This is a genomic window from Nocardia sp. NPDC005746, assembly GCF_040630785.1.
Lineage (GTDB): Bacteria > Actinomycetota > Actinomycetes > Mycobacteriales > Mycobacteriaceae > Nocardia.
The window spans coordinates 23949-42998 of the sequence record NZ_JBEXYE010000034.1 but is presented as its reverse complement, the minus strand read 5'-3'; the positions used below and the strand labels follow the sequence as shown (position 1 = coordinate 42998).

Sequence of the window (19050 nt, the reverse complement as noted above, 5' to 3'; positions counted from 1 at the left end):
TGCTGCCCGCACAAGGCCGGCTCCCTGACCAAGGCCATCCACGTCCTGCAAAACCACGAGATTCAATCCGCACGAGGATGAAAAAGGCTCAGTGAAGGTATTCGAAGACATCCTCACCCGGTCGCCAACACATCCACGCGCTATCGACAAACCCAGACAGAGTAGCGATCTCAGGGCCGACGAGTTCGTCGTCGCTGGGGCGCAGCACGATTGCGCCGTTCGGGAATTCCACGCGCAGCCCCGCCTCGAACGCTTCGGCCGTTGCCACGACGTGCCCAGGGATGAACGCCCGCAGCGCATCCCCGTAACCGATCTGCCCCTCTCGAAGCTGGCCGATTTCTGTATGGACCACGGGGAAGACATCGCAGGTGAGTATCGGGATGTCCGCGGCGGACTCCGGGAAGCCTGGCAACCAACCTGACCGTCGAGGTCTTTCGTGAGACCGGCACCCCGGAGAACCACCTTGTCGAACACCCCGCGGTGCGCGAGGCCATGGTGATCGCAGTCCCGGATCCGACATGGGATGCCGATGTCGCCATGGGTTCGAAGCTGGATCCCGGGGGTTGATGGTGGACATGTTCACCCGCGATCCAGGGTGCTGAACAGCCCGGAAAGTCCTGGTGATGGCCTGGTTCGAACCTTTCACGGCACGCTCGACCATCCAAGACGCCCCTGTGATCCGAATGCGAATCGACAAGGTCTCTGGACTGTGAAAGGTGATACATGGGCACAAGCAAGCACAGAAAGATCAGTCCGCGTCAACAGAAGGCGGGGTCGATGGTAGTGGCGGGAGCGGTTCCCGTTGTTCTCACTCTGGTGGGTAGCAGCGGTACCGCGAACGCCGAGCTCGGCCGCTACGTTCCGGTGAGCCCGACCGCGCACGGCAGCCACGTTGCCTTCGTGGCCGACGACCCGGATTCAGGCGAGGCGACCCCCGCAGTGCAGGCAGAGCAGCCGAAGCAGTCCCCGGACTGGCCCGCCGCGCAAGTGCCGAATGTGCGCCCGTACCGGGGAACGCGAATCCCGGACGACACGCGCAGTTCGCTGCAGTGGGCGCGGCCGGTACCGAAAAGCGAGTATCTGTCGCCGGTCGAGTTCCTGCACGGCCCGGTCCCGGTCGCGCCGGTGCCGCCGATCGCGCCGCCGCCGGGCATGTTGCGTTTCGGCGACGTGCAGGTCGAGGTGCCGGATTGGCTGCCACGGGAGCCCGCCATCCAACTCAACGACGCCGCGGCGGTCACCGAGGCCGATCTCGCAACGTTCTTCGACTCGGTCGGTATGGAACGCACTCGCTCCGATCGTGTTGCGAGTCAGACCGTCGGCTCCGCGGCGCTCGGTGCTGCCGCAGGCGCAGCGTTGGCGAGCCCGTTCGCACTGATCGGCGCAGGTGTCGGCGGTGCACTCGGTCTGGTGATCGGCGGGCCGTTCGCACCGATCGGTCTTGCCGCGGTGCCCATCGGCGCCGCGTACGGCGCGGCCCTCATGGCGGCACCGCTCGCCGCCATCGGCGCGGGAATCGGCGCGACTCTCGGCGCGACGCAGGCCCTCACCGCACCCCCGCGAGCCCTCGGCCCAGCTGAGGTCGCCACCGACGAACCCGCGACCGATTGACAGAGTTCCACTTAGTCGAACCGGTCGCGAAATGCACCGGCAGATATATCGGCTGCGGCACGCGGCCCCTTTGGCCTGTCGATTTGTGACAAGTCGAAGGGGTCGAGGTATCGGAGATACCGGACAGGAACAGGCTGTCGGTCGCCGGTACACGGTCGACTCGTGTCTGTGAATATCGATGTCTCCTTGACGATTCGGGCGTTGAGGGACGAACGCGAACGTGCGGGGGTGACAGCGTTGTTGGTTGACGCCCTCGAAAAGGAGCACCTAGGCGACACAGTGTTCGTCACGCTGGCTGAGGAGGGTGAGGACCTGCTCGTTCAGGCAGACTCCGACGACTCCGTCATCTTCAGCGGGTTCTACTTGTGGCGAGAGGAATTCGAACAGAAGCTCACCCGCCGAGTGGCCGCGCTCGTGCCTCACGCCGAGATCGACTTCGACTGGGGGTATCCCGATGAAGACTGACGAAGAACTCGGGGCTCCCTGGCCGGACACCCTACCTGCGGAAGCACCGGTCGTCTTCAAAGATCTGGACGTCGAGGTCGGTGCCCGACACCTGACCACACTGACCCGCGACCACCTGCACTACTGGTTGAGCAAGCTGCGCTACCTTCACCGCGGACCTTTCATCACACTCGCGAGAGCGAACCAGGCGTCCTCGATCCAGACCTACCGAAACAGTGAGAACGACTACTTACTCGAGGTCCACCCCAGGTCCAGCAAGGTTGAGTACCAATGCCTTTCCATGACGTTGAACGATGTGAACGAGGTCGAACAACTGCTCTGGGACTGGCTGCAGAACAACTGGCAGCGACTCGATGCGATCGCCTGGGAACACTGCACCCTGTAACGAACTGACATCAGCTCTCCCAACGAATATCCGCTGATGCCGCATACCGCGCTGACTGAACCGGTCAGCGCAGGGCGCGCCGGCGGCCGGATCCCGGTGCGGTGCAGAAAGTGGAGCGCGTCCTGGTGCCCATTCGGCGGCGTTCGGAATGCGATGGCCAGCGGCGTGTGGGATGGGTGGATCAGTTGGTCCCGGGGATGGTGATGTTCTCTGGTGCACGGTCGAATCGCAGTCCACGCCAGGATGGATGGCGCAGGCCGGTGGCGGTGCGTTCGCGGTAGGCGATATCACCGACCAGCCGCGACGTGACCCAGTGCGCGGTGACCGCGATCGACGACGGCACCGTGCCGGTGACCGGCGGCGTGGCCAGCGCCAGCAGCTCGACGTGCAGCGAGCGGCGTGCGGCGTCGGAGAATCCGGTCCCGACCGCGCCGAGGAGCACCAGCTGCCCGTACTGGTCGTGGGCAGCGATGAGCAGCGATCCGAACACCTCGCCGCCGGCGTGGCCGGGCAGCCATCCGACGACCACCGCTTCGGTCACACGCCGCAGGGGGAGTTTCCGCCAGGCCTGCGACCTTCCGGGATCGCGATGGGAATGGTCGAAGGCCTGTGGGAGGCCACGGGATTTCAGCGATCGGCTAGGACACGGTTGCCGAGGCCAGCCATGTGAGGTGCCGATACGGCACTAACAGCGTTCGTACAGACGAACGAAGGGCTCCGCCTCGGCCGAAGTTTTTCGGCCGGGATCCGGGCAACCGCCTACCAGGACCTCGAAGTCGAAGTCTTGGTGCCCGCGGAGGGTGTACTCGACCACGGCACCGGACTGAGCGAGGCGGGGAAGGTGCAGACCGGCCAACTGTGCAGCCTGCTCCGCACTGAACACCTTGCCCGCCAGTGGAAAGATCGCGACGTCCAGGGTGCGGCCTGCTTCGCCGGGCGGGTCGTATACCGACACCTCGACGGTGAACGGGGTGGGTTGATCGGTCAGGAACCACTCCCACAATTCGAGTTCACTGTTGGACGGGAAGCGGGTACGGCGGCTCGCGTTCAAGTCGGGTCCGAGACTCGAGCCCACGATCGAGAGATCGTGGTAACCCGAGGCCACCGTCCAGTCGCGGGCCGCCAGTTCGGGAAACTCGCGGGCGATCTTTCGCATCGCCGCGGTGGCGCTCGAGGGGTCGGTACCGGAGCTCGCGGCCACGATGACCCTCTCGGCCGGGCCTTCGACGTTGGCTGCGTATGTTCCGCCGTCAGACCAATGGATCTCCGCTCCAGGCCGGGTCGCTGACACTCGGGCCCAGGTGTTTGCTGCTTCGGCTTGCCTGGTGGTGTCGCGACCGAAACGCCAGGACGCGAAATACGAGTCCGTCATCCGGACCATCTCCAGCACCGTTGAGTCACCTTGGTACTGCGGCGGTAGCTGCTGGGTGGCCATCACGCGCACCACAGCCTCTGCCTGCGGGGCCGTTGCATCGTCCTTCAACCAAACATCGAGGCTGGAGGTGTAGTCACCGTACCGGTGGTACTGGAACTTGTGCGATGCATCGGCCACTCCCGCCAACTCCTGTATCGCGGATTCGATCACCCGCGACCAGCTATCACGCTCGGCTTGGTCAGGCCCCTGCATCGGCCCCAAGCACCCGGTCACCAAAACCGCTGCGATCAGCATGATGATCGCTGACAACACACAACGCACAACACCCACCCACCTATATCTAGCTCTAACGATTTACCCACAGATAATGAGTCGTTATGTGCGGCAATTCCTTAGCGCCGGATTTCGCGAATCTGGTCCCCACGGGCCGTCTCCAACTCGACGACACATAGCCAGAAACCCGCGCTATCTCACGGCCAGAATCACCAGATGCACGACGGCGGCGGCATCTGACCCGACATCGAAGACAGCTCGCAGGCGATCATGGTCGCCAGCAAGCCCGGAACCAATGCGAGCTGCCCGAGCACTTCGCTGGAGCCGGTCAGGGCCGACGACCCGGTGTTCGTCGCGGCAACCGGGGCGGCCGGCTCGAGGGTCAGAGGCGCGGCGGTGGCCGTACCGGCGGCGCCGAGGGCGAGGGCGGCGGCAACGGCGGTGATGGTGAGCGAACGCTTCATGCGCGCCAAGCTACGACACCGGCGAGAGCACGGGGAGCCCGTTGATCATGGGGCTTGTGTCTCGAATTCGTGCATGTCGAAAGGATTTTCGCGCAGCCGACGCAAGGTCGTGTACCAATAGTGGTTTGGGGTGAGGAGCGCCGCTTCGTCGAGCCTGAGCGGGCAAACGATATTGCCGTTGTAAAGGTTTCGACGCCGAACGCAACCGATCCAGCAATCTCGGACGGCATGGCATCACACCGTCGCGTCGAACAGCTCTGCCGAGGCTTGCGACAGGGTGGCCCCGGGTATTGGGGCCCCAGAATTGATTCGAAACACATTTGGTTCACTTAGTCTTCGCTGCATGATCTGGCATAGTCGCACCGCCCGAACCGGACTCGCTCTCTTCGCGCTCACGGCGGCCCTCGCCACAGCCTCGGGCCCCGCCTACGCCGGCACACCCGCATCGGCGCCCGGGGTCAACGTCATCGCGGATAGCACACCCACCGCCAACGCGGGGAGTTCGAGCGGTTCGTCATCACTCGCCTCCCTGCTCGGGCAGCTCTGGCCCCGCGCCGTGGACTCCTGCAATGCCAACGGAATCTGCCCAGGCGGACCTCACTGAGGGTATCCACGTGGAAACGGACGCGTTGCGGTCAGTGGCCGCCGTGTCCCGGCCGCGAGCCCGACGCCCACCAACGCTCATCTGGCGGGGGCGTATCGATGGTTCTCGTACGGTTCGGGCGCTGCGTGGAATCTGCAGCACAGTGTGACTCGCAGCGGCAGATGGCGGCGTTGCCGCACCCTCAGGTGGCGCCGACGAGGCTGATGTGGTCTGTGGCCTGACGCCGCGGCTCTTTCGAACGTCCGCTCATGGCTGAGCGGATGTCCGTTGCCTACCTCAACGTTCAGTGGCGCCGACTGCTCTGCGGTCCGCCAAGGGGGAGAGCGGACCGTTCTCGGTCAGCGCATCCGGGGAGATGCTGACCCGCACCGGGCATACGCGGGATTGCTCAAACCGGAGATTGCTCTGGGCACGCTGGGTGCTCCCGCCGGACAATGGTCCTATGACCGCCAGTGTCGAACTGCGTGTGTATGCCGAGCTGAACGACTTCTTGCCCCCGGGAGTGCGGTACGCCGCGCAGCTGCGGCCGGTCCGGCCGCACCAGACCGTGAAGGACGTCGTCGAGGCTGCGGGTATTCCGCACACCGAGGTCGACCTGATGCTGGTGAACGGTGAGTCCGTCGACTTCGGCCGCCGTCTGCAGCCGGGCGATCGGGTTGTGGTCTACCCGATGTTCGAGACGCTCGACATCGGGCCGCTGACCCGGGTGCGTCCTTGTCCGCTGCGCGATCCGCGCTTCATCGTCGATGTCAACCTCGGCGGGCTCGCACGGCTGATGCGGCTGATGGGACTCGACGTGCGCGAGGACTGGGAAGCCGACGACGCAGCACTGGCGAAAACAGCCGCGGCCGAGCATCGAATCCTGCTCACCCGCGACCACGGACTTCTCAAGCGCCGCACCGTGACTCACGGCGTATTCGTCCGGTCGGACCACCCGCTCGAGCAGATGGTGGACCTCGTCCGCCGACTCGACCTGGCGGATCGGCTGGTGCCGTTCAGTCGCTGCCTGCGCTGTGGCGGCGCTGTCACCGGTGTGGCCAAGCAGGACATCATCGAGAGACTCGAACCACTCACCCGCCGCTACTATGAAACCTTCCGGCAGTGCTCGGATTGCGGCCGAATCTATTGGGAGGGTTCACATCAGCAACGTCTGGACGCCCTGGTGGCCCGGATCCGCGCGGCCATCTCGTCGTGATACGGCGACGGCGCTCATCAGCACCGTGACGGCGGTCGGCCTTCTCGCAGAGGGCATTCACCGAAATCCATTCACCAGCTCCGCGCGCAGGGCATGAGCTGCATTCGTATGCACGAAAAGCCGACAATCGGCCACCGCGACCGGGCTGCCGACGGGCTTGCACTACGTCGCGATAATCCCGGCCCAGAAGTACCGCGTAGAGATGGTGTCGGCAACATCGGCCAACCGCTGTACAAGGGCCAGGTCATCCATCGGGGCCACAGCTACCAGAGCTTGGAAGCGGCTGGCCCCTCGGTCGCAAGATCAAACCGAACCATCTGGCGCACTTCAGACAACACGTACCGTAAAGGCTCCCCTCTATGTCAAGACGTCGGCGCGGGTGCGGGGCTAGCCTGGTTGTCGGGTCCGGGATGTGGCTTGTCCGAAGGATCGGTGTTCGGGTTGGAGCCGGTCGCGCTGGAGTCAGGAGTCGTTCCCGATTGCCCTCCCGGGCCTGTCCATTCGCGGTGCCGCTGATCGGTGAGCATCCGAACGTAGATGACGTTCGACAGTCGTCGTTTGAGAGCGCGGATTGCTTCCATCGAGGCCTTTCCGCCTGCTCTGCGGCTGTCGTAATAGACACGGCCGGGTGTGGTGCGGGTTCGTAGCTGAACAATGGCCATGATGTCCAATACCCGATTGATCTTGCGGTTCCCTGCTCGCCAGAGCCGGTGTCGCTGCTGCTCGCCGGACGAGGCATCCAACGGTGCGGTGCCGTTCCAGGACGCGAAACGATCCCGGTCACGGAATCGCCTGATATCACCGACATCAGCCAAAAGCCGTGCCGCGGACGACGGTCCGATTCCGTGTAGATCCATCAGGGTCGAGCCGCGTTCGGTCACCAATTGCCGAAGTTCTTTGCCCGCGGACCTGGTTTTGCGGTTGATGGTTTCGAGGTCTTCGATCAGCTCGACCACCAGCCGCAACCGGATCCGGACGGCGGCGTCCGACGGTGTGATCGGGGCGATCAACTCGCGCGCCTGGCGCGCGGACAGAAAGCCTTTGGTGCCACCGGGGATCAACTCCAGCAGTAGCCGGTGCAGCCGGCAGAGGGTTTCGGTTCGGGCGCGACCGAGTTCGTCGCGGCGGTCGGCGAGCATGCCCAGGGCGACGAGTTCCGGATCGGTGGTGACACGTCGCAGATCCGGTGCGTGCAAGGCAGCCAGCGCGACCGAGTGCGCGTCGACCGGGTCGGTCTTGCGGCCGTTGCCGGTGGCGAAGACCCGCACCTGCGCCGAGAGTTTCGCGGGCACGTCGATCACGGTTTCGCCGTCGTGAACGAGACGGTGCGCGAGGTGGCGGCCGATGCCGTTGCAGCCCTCGATCGCCCACACCCGGTCGTTGAATTGTTCTGCAGCAGTCAGCATTTTCGAATAGTCGGCGTTGTCGGTGCTGTATCGGCCAGTGACCAGAACCCGTCCTGTCGGGTCGATGGCTTCGATAGTGGCCGAGCGTTTGTGCGGGTCCATCCCGATGATGACGGTCATCGCTGTGCCTCCCGTGTCAGCCGAACGTGGTGTCCGTGCGGGAAGGCACCGCTAGTACGAGCGTGGGGCAGACCCCTCTTCAGCCACTCCCTGCACGGCACCCGGCGGGAGGCAAGCCATTAGAGAGCCACACCGATACCGATGGGAAGCCGCATAAAGGGAGCATCCCACCGGGCACCTGGATCAAATCCTGGCCGGGATCCGATCCTGACACCAGTCTCTTACTAGTGCCTTGTCAGGCAACGTTGGGTAGGTAATCCGGCCGCCGGATCCTGGATCCGACGGCGAAGTCGCGGACGGGTCCGGCGTGCTGGTTGCGCCAGCGGATGTAGGTGCCGATCGCGTCGTCTTGCTCGTCGTGGCTGCGATGGTCGGTGCCGTTGAGCGCGAAGTACCGCAGCGCGGCGAACTCGCACTCGATCCGGTTCAGCCACGACGAGTACGTCGGCAGGAAGACGAGTTCGATCGCGTTGCCCGCGCACCACGCGCGGACCTCGGCGCGTTTGTGGACCGAGTAGTTGTCGCAGATCAGATACAGTTTCTGGCCGGGCCATCGGGCCCGCAGGGATTTCAGGAAGGTCAGGAATTCGGTCCATCGTTTCCGGTCCCGGATCCGGTAGTACAACTGGCCCGAGCGCAGGTCCAGGGCGCCGAACATGTGCCGGACGCCCTGGGTGCGGTGGTAGGTCGCCCGCAGTCGGCGCGGCCTCCGGGCGGCGAACCAGCCTCGGCCGCTGCGGGGTTGGAGGTTCAGCGGGCCGAACTCGTCCACGCAGATCACCCGGCCCTCGGCGGGCGGGTTGTCGTAAAGATCGAGGACCCGGGCCATCTTGGCCCGAAAGTCAGGGTCGTTGCTGGCTTTCCAGGTTTTCGTGGCCTGCCACGACACTCCACCGGCCTTGAGGATCTGCCGGACCGTCTCTCGGCTGATGTCGGCAATATTGTTGATACGCAACACAGCACCGGGCGATCTGACAGATCCGATCACGCGTCGGTTGATCGGTCTTCGCCGGCCTGCCCCCGCTCCATTTTGAGTCCAGAGCGCCGAACCCCTTCTCGTTGAAATCGTGGATCAGATGAACCCGACCGGCTTACGCTGCGCCGAGGCCATCACCACCACCGCCCGCCGCATCCGGATCGGCTGCTTACTGCGTCGCGCGATCTGGGCCAGCCTGCGGCCCTCTTCCGGCGTCACTGCTCTGACGAACACCTCCGGCTTGCGAGCCACCGGCATCACCTCCACCGGCAGCATCACCCGCTCACCCGCCCAGGATCAAGCCGCCACCCCGGACAACGGTTTCAGCATCAACCTTCTCGGACACGGCACTAGCCGCATACAGGTCGGTCCGGAGCGGTCGGCACGGTCCAGCTGACAATCGAACGCCCCGAGATCATCTCGGCCCGCTCAACGCCCAGATCTGTCGGCTCGAGGATGTCGTTGCCACGACCGGAGCCGCGTTCAGCCTGCGGTTGACAGGCGGGGCAAACGTCTCGAATTACTGTCTGCTCCAGGCTGATTGCGATTCCACGAACGCAAGTAACCCGGAGATGCCTTGCTCGGAATGAATAGCATCGTGCCATGCGACCGCAATGGCTCATCGATCTCCACGAGGAATTCCCTGGCTCCGCTATCGTCGCAGCGGCGCTCGACGATGCCCTCATTGTCGAAGCGCATGATGCGATGATGGGACGCTGGCCCGTCGTCCAAGAGGGTCGCCCGATCGTTGGGTACGGGACGATGCCGACGATGAGGAGCCTTCGCCGGGTGCCGCAGCTCGGAGAAGCGGTCTTCGATGACTACACGATGCTGCGCTGCTCGTTCTACTACCGGCACGTGTACGACCTCCTGGGTCGCACCGCCGTCTTCGTTCCGTTCTCGGCGGTTCCCGGTCTACCGCTCCGGCGCATGTTCGACAGCGACCAGGTCTTCATTCGCAGCGATACGAACTACAAGCTGTTCCCCGCGGGCGTTCATGAAATCACGGAGCTGGGTCACTGGCTCCAGACTTACGACCAGCACCGCGACGAGCTCGTCGTCGTGTCCGAGGTCGTGCTCTTCGAACTCGAGTACCGCTGCTTCTGCCGCGACGGCCGCTTCGTCTGCGGAAGCTCCTATCCGATCGAGCCGTATCTGCCCGTCCCCGATCATGTACGTGACTTCGCGGAGACCACGGCGAAGCGACTACTCGCTCACGGCTGCACCATGGTCACCGTCGATGTCGGCGTCAGTCCTGATGGCGTACTTCGCCTCGTCGAGCTCGGCGGCGTGAACAGCTGGGGGATCTATGGCTCGAACGTCGCCGACTTCATCGCCGCCATGGAAGCCGAGGCATTCGCTCACGCGGATATGTGACGAGGACATATCCGCACATTCGTCGCCTTGAGGCGATGCTGTCGATGGCCCTGCTGCTGAACCACCGATCAGAAGCTCGCTTCTACACGAACCTCATGCCGACGGGGACCAGTAAGAGGCATCCGCTTCTGCCGCACACCGCGCTGACCTGACCGGCCGCCGCAACCTCTCGGAAGAGCAACGGGCCGAGATCATCTCGGGTCGACGGGCAGCCCTGAAACGTCTGCAACCGCCGATGTCCGTGCTCTCCGAGAGAACAGATGACCTGTCTGCCCAGGCGGGACTGTAGGGATAACGGCGGATCCTGATCTCGGTCCGATCGGCTGAACCTGATGGTTCGGCAGGAAGGACCGACTGATGTCGGAGACACTGGCCGCCGTGGCGAAAGACGCGGTGGACACCAAGAAACTGGCCGAGCAACTGCTCGCGCAGGCCAAGGAGCAGGGCATCGATCTGGTCGGGCCGGGCGGACTGCTCAACCAGCTGACCAAGACGGTGCTCGAAACCGCCCTGGAAGCGGAGATGACCGAGCATGTCGGCTATGAGAAGCACGACCCGGCCGGGCGTGGAACGGGGAACTCCCGCAACGGAACCCGATCGAAAACGGTGATCACCGAGATCGGTCCGGTCGGCATCGAGGTGCCGCGGGATACGAATTCCTCGTTCGATCCCAAGATCGTGAAGAAGCGGCAGCGGCGCCTGTCGGGAGTGGACGAGATCGTGTTGTCGCTGACCGCGAAAGGGCTGACGACCGGGGAGGTCTCGGCGCATTTCGCCGAGATCTACGGGGCTTCGGTGTCGAAGGACATGGTCTCGACGATCACCGAGAAGGTGGTCGCGGAAATGGTTGATTGGTGCAACCGGCCCCTGGATCGGGTCTATCCGGTCCTGTTCATCGATGCCATTCACGTGAAGATCCGGGATGGTCAGGTGGCCAATCGGCCGATCTATGTGGTCATCGGCGTCACCACCGCCGGTGAACGCGACATCCTCGGATTGTGGGCCGGCGACGGCGGTGAAGGTGCCAAGTTCTGGCTGCAGGTGCTGACCGAGCTGAAGAACCGCGGCGTCGCCGATGTCTGCATCGCGGTCTGCGACGGGCTCAAGGGCCTGCCCGAGGCGATCAACACCGTCTGGGACAAGACCATCGTCCAGACCTGCGTTATCCATTTGCTGCGCAACAGTTTCCGTTACGCGGGTCGGCAGCACTGGGCCGAGATGAGCCGCGATCTCAAACCCGTCTACACCGCGGCGACCGAGGCTGCGGCCAAGGAGCGGTTCGGTGAGTTCACCGCGAAATGGGGCGGCCGATATCCGGCGATCGTCAGGCTCTGGAACAACGCCTGGGCCGAGTTCGTGCCGTTCCTCGACTACGACGTGGAGATCAGGCGAATCATCTGCTCCACCAACGCTATCGAGTCCTTGAATGCCCGCTACCGGCGCGCCATCCGCGCCCGCGGGCACTTCCCCTCCGAGCAATCCGCGCTCAAATGCTTGTATCTGGTGACCCGCTCCCTGGACCCCACCGGGCAAGGTCGGGCACGATGGGCGATGAGGTGGAAACCGGCCCTCAACGCCTTCGCCATCACCTTTGAAGGCCGGATCCACCCGACCGGGAACTAACCCACACCGAGGTCGGATCCACCGTTAATCCGAAAGTCCCGCCCAGGCGGGGCGTCCCTGTTGGTCGGGGGCATTGGTCCCTGGTGAAGTGACTGGCGGAGCGGGCACAGTGGGCAGGACTCTTCCCTTGCTATGAGGGAGAGCACCCTGATCTGGATGGGAGTTACCGATGGGGGCAGCAAAAGTCTTGGGACGCGCGGTTGGCCAGCGACTGTACGCGATCAAGCGTGGGATGTATCCGGACAGTCGACCGGGGGCGGTGGCGCGGGTACTGAACTGGGTCTCGCGCCTGCAGTACTCGGCGGGTCTTCTGTCGCCACACTATGCCGTGACCTTGGAGGTCGCCGGTCGACGTACTGGTCGTCCCGTGCTGCTGCCGATCGTGGTAACCGAGTATGAGGGCAACCGGTATCTGGTATCGATGCTCGGCTCGGATGCCAACTGGGTCCGCAACCTCCGGGCCGCCGGGGGCCGAGCCGTGCTGCACCGTCGTGGTGGTAAAGCCGTGCAACTGGAAGAGGTACCCCGAGATGCCCGTGCCCCGATCCTGCGCCGATACCTCGCGGTAGCACCCGGGGCGCGCCCCCACTTCCCGATTGATCGCAATGCGCCACTGGACGAATTCGAGAAGATCGCCGACCGATATCCGGTCTTCCGCGTAGCCGAAGTCGGCGCAATCATCGAACTGCCAGCGGAATGAGACCGAGTGCATCCGTTCTTACCGCGTGCCTTACTCGTGGCGCGCGGCATCGTGGATCGGAAACGATCGTCTGCCGGACATCTCGGGTGTCGTTTTGGAGTGCGAAGGAGGTCGAATAGATGACCGGCCCGAACGCAGAGATTCCCATCTCGGCGGTGGACACCGCGATCCTCGGCATCAACGCCACAGGCCAGCCCTATGTGGTGACCCTCGCCGGGTTGCTGGGCCCGGGCGGTTTCGTCAACGCCGCCGGCCACCCCGACATCGAACACCTGATCGCGTTCCTGACACCGCGCGTGGAACGGGAACCCGATCTACAGCACTGTCCGCAACGCCGCGACGGTCGCTGGTGGTGGGTGCGCATGCCCGTCGACATATCGGCACACATCACTGTCGAATCCGCAGCAGGCCCTGGCGGCTTCGAGGCTCTGTGCGGGCGCACGGTCATGAAGCCACTTCCACCCGATCGTCCGCTGTGGCACATCACCCTTGCCCCCGCCGCCCACCCCGGGCAGTGCGGCATCGTCGTGCGACTGCATCACGCGGTGGTCGACGGCACCCGGGCCGCCGCCCTGCTCGAGCGGCTGCTCGGCCCAGAACAGGAGCCGAGCGCGACAACAGTAGCCCCAATCGGCACGGCCCGCCCGGACTCGAGAGGCCCGACGCTTCCCTCACGGGTGCGTCACGGCCTGCACATGTTCCTCCGGCGACCCGTCCGCTCACCGGTGCTGCTCGGCACGGTCGGCGACACACGGGACGTCGCCGCGGCAAGTGTGGACCTGGCCGAACTCGAGACGGCCGCGCGAGCGTCCGGCGCCACGGTCAACGACGCCTATCTCGTCGCCGTTGGACAGGGACTACGTGCGGTGCTGATGGATGCGGGCGAACCGATCCCGGAAACGCTGACGGTCTCGGTGCCAGTACAAGTCGACTCCCGCGGCGCGGCGCACAACGCGGTCGGAGTCATGCTCGTAGCGGTGCCTCTCACCGAATCGGTGGCGGCGCTGCGGACGGTCGCGCGCCGGACGTGGGAGGCGAAACCGCTCGCCCGGGCCTCAGGGACCACGATCGGCTCGCCTCGGCTGGTGCGACTGTTCAACGTATTCACTCGCCACCAGCGCGTCATCGCAACGGTCGCGTCCAACGTCCATGGACCACGACAGCCCCTCACCGTTGACGGCGCCCCAATGACGGAAATGTGGGCACTCGGCCCACTCGCCGGGAACGTCCGGGTCGGCTTCACCGCCGTGTCGTACGCCGGTCGACTGTCGGTCGGCATCGAGTCCGACGCCGACCACCTGCCTCCCGCCTCTCGCATCGCCGACTCTGTCGGCCGAGCACTGCAGTCGATCATCGATACCTGACTCGTCCGACGACACGAAGACGCGATAGTCGAACATGCCCGTGTTGCGGGTCCCTACCGCAAATGTTGAGTAGCCGCATATCGCGCTGACCGAACCGGCCAGCGCGAGGCACCAGAAGATCAACGGGCAGAGCGCCATACGACCGCCGGTAGTGCGTGCTATTGGCGATGAGCGGATAGTTCGGTGGGTTTCGGGATCGGCGTGATCCAGGCGGGGCGGGCGGTCGGGGTGTGGATGATCTCGTCCATTTCCCGCCAGAGTGGTGGGTGTGGATGTTTGTACTGTCGAGCCATGACCACCGATAACAAGGCCATTGTTCAGGCGGCGTGGCGGGCGTTCGCCAGTCACGATGCCGACCGGATCGCCGCGTTCTTCACCGCCGATGCCGAATGGCTTGCGCCAGCGGGTAACGCGACTGCGGTCGCGCTCGACGCTTCGAGTCACATGATCGGCAGGCAGGCCATCACACACTTTCTGGCACAAGAGTTCTCGCGGTTGTTCGTCAGTGATGTCGCCGTGGATTTCCACGGCTTCTATGCCGACGGGGATCGGGTGATCGTGGAGGAGACGATGAGCGCCACGCTGGCGAACGGGAACATGTACCGCAACGACTACTGCTTCGTCTTCGAGTTGCGGGGTGGCCTCATCCACAGGGTTCGTGAATATATGGACACCGCGCGTGGACATCGTGACGTCTTCGATGGGGACGCCGCCGACAGCGTCATCGAGACCGGCGATCGGGTGAGCGGCTGAGTGCGGCAGCAACTTCGAAACGCACCATGTTGCCGCATGCCGCGCTGACCGAACCGGCAGTGTGAGAAGCCGGGTGCGCGGAAGCTACAGTTCGGCTGATTCGGGTGGGCCGAGAAGGTCCCATCGATTTCCCGAGATGTCGTTGAAGACGGCCACCTGGCCGTAGGTCTCGGTGCGGGGCTCGGTCACGAACGCCACCCCGGCTTCGGTCATCCGCCGGTAGGTCCCGGCGAAGTCGGTGACTCGCAGAAAGAACCCGACCCGGCCGGCGACCTGCTCGCCGACGGCGAGGCGCTGCCTTTCCCCGTCTGCTTGCGCGAGCAGGATTCCCGTCGTCGCACCGGGCGGGCGAACGACGACCCACCGCTTGGGGCGTCCGTCGTTGGTCAGTGAGGGCGAGTCTTCGATGAGATCGAAACCGAGTGTCTCAACGAAGAATTCGATGGCCGAGTCGTACTCGTCAACGATGATCGCAATGAGCTCCAGATGCACTGAGCGAGCCTACGGTCTTGCTGCCCCAAGTATCCGCACATGCCGCAAGTGTGTGAAATGGGTGTAGCTCCTTGGTGTTCGAAGAAGGCGGCACCTACGGGCACGCACTACTTTGCCGCTGACCGCTGACCTGACCGGCCACTGCGGGATGCCGGCGCCGAACCCGGCGCGCTGCAGACCGTCCGCCTTTGCCGATTATGTGTTGATCTCGCCACCGACATAGGTCACCGACCTACGGCTTTGTTGTTTGTGTGCCGGGCCGCCCTTCGGCTCGACAGCATCGAATATGGTTCGCGCATGTTTCCAATGTGGCGAATCACGTATGTCAGAGCGGCCATTCAGCAAACGCCCTGGCGTGCCATCGCTCGGGGGCTGGCGAGTTGGATAGTGATGGTCGGGGCTCCGGCGGTGGTTGTCGGGGTTGTATTGACGGTCGTATCGGGCTCCGCTGCACAGGGACTCGTTATCGCCTTCTGGGTGGTGCTCGTGGTGGGCGTCGTGCTTGTCTCGGGCGGGCTCTGGGCGTGGAGGGTCAGTGGGCTGGTCGATAAGGAAATCAGGGCGCGATATGGCGTGCTGTGGAAGGTCGAGTCTGCACGGCTGCTGCTGCGCCCGCCGGTACGGCAGGACGCGGTCGCGCTCGCCGCGACGATCGATGCGGAGATGCTTGCCGGGAACGGGTGGACGGAACGCGATGCTCAGGTAATGGTGAAGGCCGTCGGGTCGGGGCTCCCGACTCCCGGGCTTCTCGTGTTCGAGGCGCGGTCGGACGGGTCCCTGGTGGGTGGCGCGAGCGTGCACCCGAGCGGTAGCGACGCATCGTCGCGAACTCTCGGCTGGTGGATCGGACCACGGCACCGGCGCGCCGGCTACGCGAGCGAAGCGGTGGCCGCGCTGGTCGAGGCGATCCACGACGCCGGTTTCACTACCGTCGAGATCGGGACGAACGAGTCGAATCTCGCGGTGCAGCGCATCTGCGACAGGATCGGAGCGACGGAAAAAGAGCGTCGAGCACAGCAGTTGCCGAACGGATCGGTCGTCCCGGGAATCTGGTACGAGCACCGGCAGGTGACTGCGGAAATGCCTTGACCCTGCCGAGTTCTCGGCGGGTGGTCGTCGAAGGCGGCATAGCCGTTGTGGCTGTTGTCGAATCCGATCAGGTCCGGGTTGTCTACGCCTGGCTTTGTGAATCGAAGACAGCCAATAGGGACCTCAGCGGGTTCTGTGGGTCGTTAGCGAATCGCAGTGCGTGTCCTGAGCGACACGCACGCTCATACCGAGTTTCGGGCGTTGACGATCTCAGTTGGAGTTCGGCAGCTGGAGGCGGTCGAGGATGGATGCGATCTCGGCCGGATGTAGATGGACACCCATGTGACTGGTGTCGACGGTGTGAGTGTCGAACAAGTTGTCAGGGGTAAGCGCGTCGGCTTCTGCGATCATTTGGTCCTGTAGATCGATGGGGATCGCGCGATCGCTGGCGAAGCGGATGTAGGAACGTGGGATCTGCCCCCAGGTGGATGCCCGCACCCGGCAATCCGCAGTGAGAACCTGAGCGGAATCGGCAGGTTCCAGGGTGTTCAGACAAGCCCGGAACTGTTCGTCGGTGCCATCGGCCAGCAGCCCTTCCTTGAGCGCCGCAAGGGTTTGCGAGTCGGCAGTACGCCAATTGACCATGGACGCAGCGACGCCATGATGGCCCAGGGTTTCCAAGTACGCTGCGACGCTGGGCAACTCGACGCAGCACCATGCCGAGATGTAGACGATCCGCGCCACCAGATCGGGCACGAGGTTGCCGACACCGCAGATAGTCGCGCCGCCGCCACTCGTCCCGGCGAGAACAACCGGCCCGTATTGGGCGACCCTGCGCACTGCCGCCTCGACATGAGCCACGTTGTCTTCCAAAGTCACGTGAGCCAACGGCGACGGCTGCCCGGAGAACGCCGCCAGGTCCTGTGGCGACTGATATGCCATCGGGAAGGATGCATCGATTCCATGACCGGGCAGATCGACCGCGAGCGCGCGATGGCCCAGGAACGCGAGTTCACGCAGCACTCCGGACCAGGCAGCCGCATTGGCGTGCGCGCCGTGCACGAACACGAATGTCGGTTGTCCATCCCAGCCTGCGCGATCACTCCGACCCTGCGAACCCATCATGACCTCCCCACTACTGACGAATAGCAATCCAGCCACCCTGCCATGCCGACCCACCACACAGGCGAGAGGCACGCCAATGTTCGAGCGAGAGTGTTTGATACTCAGCCGATTTAGATGTCCTCTGGTTGCGATGCGTGAACCGCCGCGACTGGCAATGGACGTCCTGCCATGCCGCTTACGGGGCGGCTCGGACCGGCCGAGCCGCGGTCGGCCGAAATCGCCCTCATTCCGATGACCGAGTACCCCCGATGCTCGGTTGGGCTGACGGGCCTGGGATCACAGGGAGGTGCAACTCCGATAGCCTCGCTAAGTGTCTATAGCTGGGGTGGCCGCAGCCTGGGTTCCGAAGCGATTGCTGTCGGTACTTGTGCGGAACGCGGAGCTGTTGAAGTTCCTGACAGTCGGAGGGGGCTGCTGTAGGGATAGGTGACAACCGAGATGGCTTGCCGAGAGGCGGGCCTGAGAGGATGTCGCAGTGCCCAAGCCGTATCCGAAAGAGTTCCGCGACGACGTCGTCAGGGTCGCCCGCAACCGTGAGGAGGGGGTCACGCTGGAGCAGGTCGCGGCCGATTTCGGGGTTCATCCGATGAAGTTGTCGAAATGGATGCGCCAGGCCGATGTCGACGACGAGAACAAGCCCGGAACCACGCGCAGCGAGTCGGCCGAGCTGCGCGATGCCCGCCGTCGGATCCGTTTGCTCGAGCAGGAAAACGAGGTCCTGCGGCGCGCCGCGGCGTATCTGTCGCAGGCGCAGATACCGGGAAAAGGCTCTACCCGCTCGTGAAAGAGCTTGCTGCCGAGGGGATTCCCGTGGCGGTGACGTGCCGGGTGCTGCAGCTCGCTCGCCAGCCCTACTATCGGTGGCTGGCCGATCCGGTCACAGCCGGCGAACTCGCCGAGGCGTATCGGGCCAACGCGTTGTTCGATGCCCACCGCGACGACCCCGAATTCGGCTACCGGTTTCTCGCCGACGAGGCCCGCGAAGCCGGCGAGTTCATGGCCGAGCGGACCGCGTGGCGAATCTGTTCGACCAATCGATGGTGGAGCGTGTTCGGCAATCCCCGGCGCGGTAAGAACGGCAAACCCGGGCCGCCGGTTCATGACGATCTGGTGCAGCGGAACTTCAGCAGCGATGCACCAAATCGTTTGTGGCTCAGCGATATCACCGAACATCACACCGGTGAAGGCAAGCTGTATTTGTGTGCGGTCAAGGACGTGTTCTCCAACCGGATCATCGGCTACTCGATCGACTCGCGGATGAAGTCCCGGCTCGCGGTCACCGCGGTGAACAATGCTGTCGCCCGACGCGGTGAGGTGGCCGGTTGTGTTCTGCACACCGACCGCGGATCTCAGTTTCGCTCAAGACGATTCGTCCACGCGCTCAACCGTCATCGCATGGTCGGATCCATGGGCCGCGTCGGCGCGGCCGGCGACAATGCCGCCATGGAGAGCTTCTTCAGCCTGCTCCAGCGCAACGTCCTGGACCGGCAGCGATGGGATACCCGCGAGCAATTGCGGATCGCGATTGTCACCTGGATCGAACGCACCTACCATCGCCGACGCCGACAGGCCCGGCTCGGCCGGTTGACCCCGATCGAATTCGAAACCATCATGTCCCCAGCAGCCCGACAGGCTGCTTAACCACTGTCACCCGATCCTGCAGCAGCCCCTGTCGTTTGAACGGATACGTTGGAGCATCGCCGTGCCGGACCT

General features: G+C 64.4%; 21 protein-coding genes. 12 read left to right on the top strand and 9 right to left on the bottom strand.

The window, feature by feature from the left end; all coding sequences use genetic code 11:
- Positions 1-88: 88 nt before the first annotated feature.
- Positions 89-412 (bottom strand): hypothetical protein, encoded by a 324-nt coding sequence (locus tag ABZ412_RS34835; RefSeq protein WP_357289254.1) that lies wholly within the window; start codon positions 410-412, stop codon positions 89-91.
- Here ABZ412_RS34835 and ABZ412_RS34830 point away from each other — a divergent pair.
- From ABZ412_RS34830 to ABZ412_RS34815, 4 genes are all read left to right on the top strand, one after another.
- Entirely contained in the window at positions 406-567 is a 162-nt protein-coding gene (locus ABZ412_RS34830; RefSeq protein ID WP_357289257.1) for a hypothetical protein, read from the top strand. The genes ABZ412_RS34835 and ABZ412_RS34830 overlap by 7 nt on opposite strands.
- A 249-nt stretch (positions 568-816) precedes the next feature.
- Positions 817-1611 carry a hypothetical protein gene (locus ABZ412_RS34825; protein WP_357289251.1) on the top strand — a complete coding sequence of 265 codons (795 nt, stop codon included), beginning with the start codon at positions 817-819 and terminating at the stop codon, positions 1609-1611.
- Between the two features lie 168 nt (positions 1612-1779).
- On the top strand, positions 1780-2076 hold the full coding sequence (locus ABZ412_RS34820; protein WP_357289248.1) for a hypothetical protein: 297 nt from the start codon (positions 1780-1782) through the stop codon (positions 2074-2076).
- Positions 2066-2461, top strand: a complete 396-nt coding sequence (locus ABZ412_RS34815; protein WP_357289245.1) for a hypothetical protein — start codon at positions 2066-2068, stop codon at positions 2459-2461. Before ABZ412_RS34820 ends, ABZ412_RS34815 begins: the two co-directional genes overlap by 11 nt.
- 181 nt (positions 2462-2642) lie before the next feature.
- Here the strand turns inward: ABZ412_RS34815 and ABZ412_RS34810 are convergent, their stop codons facing one another.
- The 3 genes from ABZ412_RS34810 to ABZ412_RS34800 form a co-directional block, all read right to left on the bottom strand.
- Positions 2643-3002 (bottom strand): hypothetical protein, encoded by a 360-nt coding sequence (locus ABZ412_RS34810; RefSeq protein ID WP_357289242.1) that lies wholly within the window; start codon positions 3000-3002, stop codon positions 2643-2645.
- A gap of 144 nt (positions 3003-3146) precedes the next feature.
- Entirely contained in the window at positions 3147-4148 is a 1002-nt protein-coding gene (locus tag ABZ412_RS34805; RefSeq protein ID WP_357289239.1) for a hypothetical protein, read from the bottom strand.
- Positions 4149-4318: 170 nt separating this feature from the next.
- Positions 4319-4573, bottom strand: a complete 255-nt coding sequence (locus ABZ412_RS34800; RefSeq protein ID WP_357289237.1) for a hypothetical protein — start codon at positions 4571-4573, stop codon at positions 4319-4321.
- 1046 nt (positions 4574-5619) lie between these two features.
- Between ABZ412_RS34800 and ABZ412_RS34795 the strand changes: the two genes are divergently transcribed.
- Complete coding sequence (locus ABZ412_RS34795; RefSeq protein ID WP_357289234.1) at positions 5620-6372, top strand: Mut7-C RNAse domain-containing protein; 753 nt, start codon at positions 5620-5622, stop codon at positions 6370-6372.
- Between the two features lie 362 nt (positions 6373-6734).
- Here ABZ412_RS34795 and ABZ412_RS34790 read toward each other — a convergent pair whose 3' ends face one another.
- From ABZ412_RS34790 to ABZ412_RS34780, 3 genes are all read right to left on the bottom strand, one after another.
- Positions 6735-7898 carry an IS110 family transposase gene (locus tag ABZ412_RS34790; protein ID WP_357289232.1) on the bottom strand — a complete coding sequence of 388 codons (1164 nt, stop codon included), beginning with the start codon at positions 7896-7898 and terminating at the stop codon, positions 6735-6737.
- Positions 7899-8133: 235 nt separating this feature from the next.
- The gene (locus ABZ412_RS34785; RefSeq protein ID WP_357289229.1) at positions 8134-8856 is read right to left on the bottom strand and encodes an IS630 family transposase; all 723 of its coding nucleotides are present in this window, start codon (positions 8854-8856) and stop codon (positions 8134-8136) included.
- Between the two features lie 114 nt (positions 8857-8970).
- Complete coding sequence (locus ABZ412_RS34780) at positions 8971-9126, bottom strand: hypothetical protein (RefSeq protein ID WP_357289226.1); 156 nt, start codon at positions 9124-9126, stop codon at positions 8971-8973.
- A gap of 351 nt (positions 9127-9477) precedes the next feature.
- On the opposite strand from ABZ412_RS34780, the gene ABZ412_RS34775 reads away from it, so the two are divergent.
- From ABZ412_RS34775 to ABZ412_RS34755, 5 genes are all read left to right on the top strand, one after another.
- Complete coding sequence (locus ABZ412_RS34775; RefSeq protein WP_357289223.1) at positions 9478-10251, top strand: ATP-grasp domain-containing protein; 774 nt, start codon at positions 9478-9480, stop codon at positions 10249-10251.
- A gap of 357 nt (positions 10252-10608) precedes the next feature.
- Entirely contained in the window at positions 10609-11874 is a 1266-nt protein-coding gene (locus ABZ412_RS34770) for an IS256 family transposase (RefSeq protein ID WP_357289221.1), read from the top strand.
- Between the two features lie 169 nt (positions 11875-12043).
- The gene (locus ABZ412_RS34765; protein ID WP_357289218.1) at positions 12044-12574 is read left to right on the top strand and encodes a nitroreductase/quinone reductase family protein; all 531 of its coding nucleotides are present in this window, start codon (positions 12044-12046) and stop codon (positions 12572-12574) included.
- A 119-nt stretch (positions 12575-12693) separates the two neighbouring features.
- Positions 12694-13938, top strand: a complete 1245-nt coding sequence (locus ABZ412_RS34760) for a wax ester/triacylglycerol synthase domain-containing protein (RefSeq protein ID WP_357289216.1) — start codon at positions 12694-12696, stop codon at positions 13936-13938.
- A gap of 291 nt (positions 13939-14229) precedes the next feature.
- Positions 14230-14691, top strand: coding sequence for a nuclear transport factor 2 family protein (locus ABZ412_RS34755; RefSeq protein WP_357289213.1), 462 nt, complete (start codon positions 14230-14232; stop codon positions 14689-14691).
- 84 nt (positions 14692-14775) lie between these two features.
- Here ABZ412_RS34755 and ABZ412_RS34750 read toward each other — a convergent pair whose 3' ends face one another.
- Positions 14776-15183, bottom strand: coding sequence for a VOC family protein (locus ABZ412_RS34750; protein ID WP_357289210.1), 408 nt, complete (start codon positions 15181-15183; stop codon positions 14776-14778).
- 477 nt (positions 15184-15660) lie between these two features.
- Here ABZ412_RS34750 and ABZ412_RS34745 point away from each other — a divergent pair, with 477 nt between their 5' ends.
- Positions 15661-16272 (top strand): GNAT family N-acetyltransferase, encoded by a 612-nt coding sequence (locus tag ABZ412_RS34745; protein WP_357289208.1) that lies wholly within the window; start codon positions 15661-15663, stop codon positions 16270-16272.
- A gap of 210 nt (positions 16273-16482) precedes the next feature.
- Here the strand turns inward: ABZ412_RS34745 and ABZ412_RS34740 are convergent, their stop codons facing one another.
- Complete coding sequence (locus ABZ412_RS34740) at positions 16483-17334, bottom strand: alpha/beta fold hydrolase (RefSeq protein WP_357289206.1); 852 nt, start codon at positions 17332-17334, stop codon at positions 16483-16485.
- 478 nt (positions 17335-17812) lie between these two features.
- On the opposite strand from ABZ412_RS34740, the gene ABZ412_RS34735 reads away from it, so the two are divergent.
- Positions 17813-18978, top strand: a protein-coding gene (locus ABZ412_RS34735; RefSeq protein ID WP_357289204.1) for an IS3 family transposase whose coding sequence is annotated in 2 segments (ribosomal slippage) — positions 17813-18097 and positions 18100-18978 — 1164 coding nt in all. Because the reading frame shifts where the segments join, the coding sequence is not laid out codon by codon here.
- Positions 18979-19050: the final 72 nt, after the last annotated feature.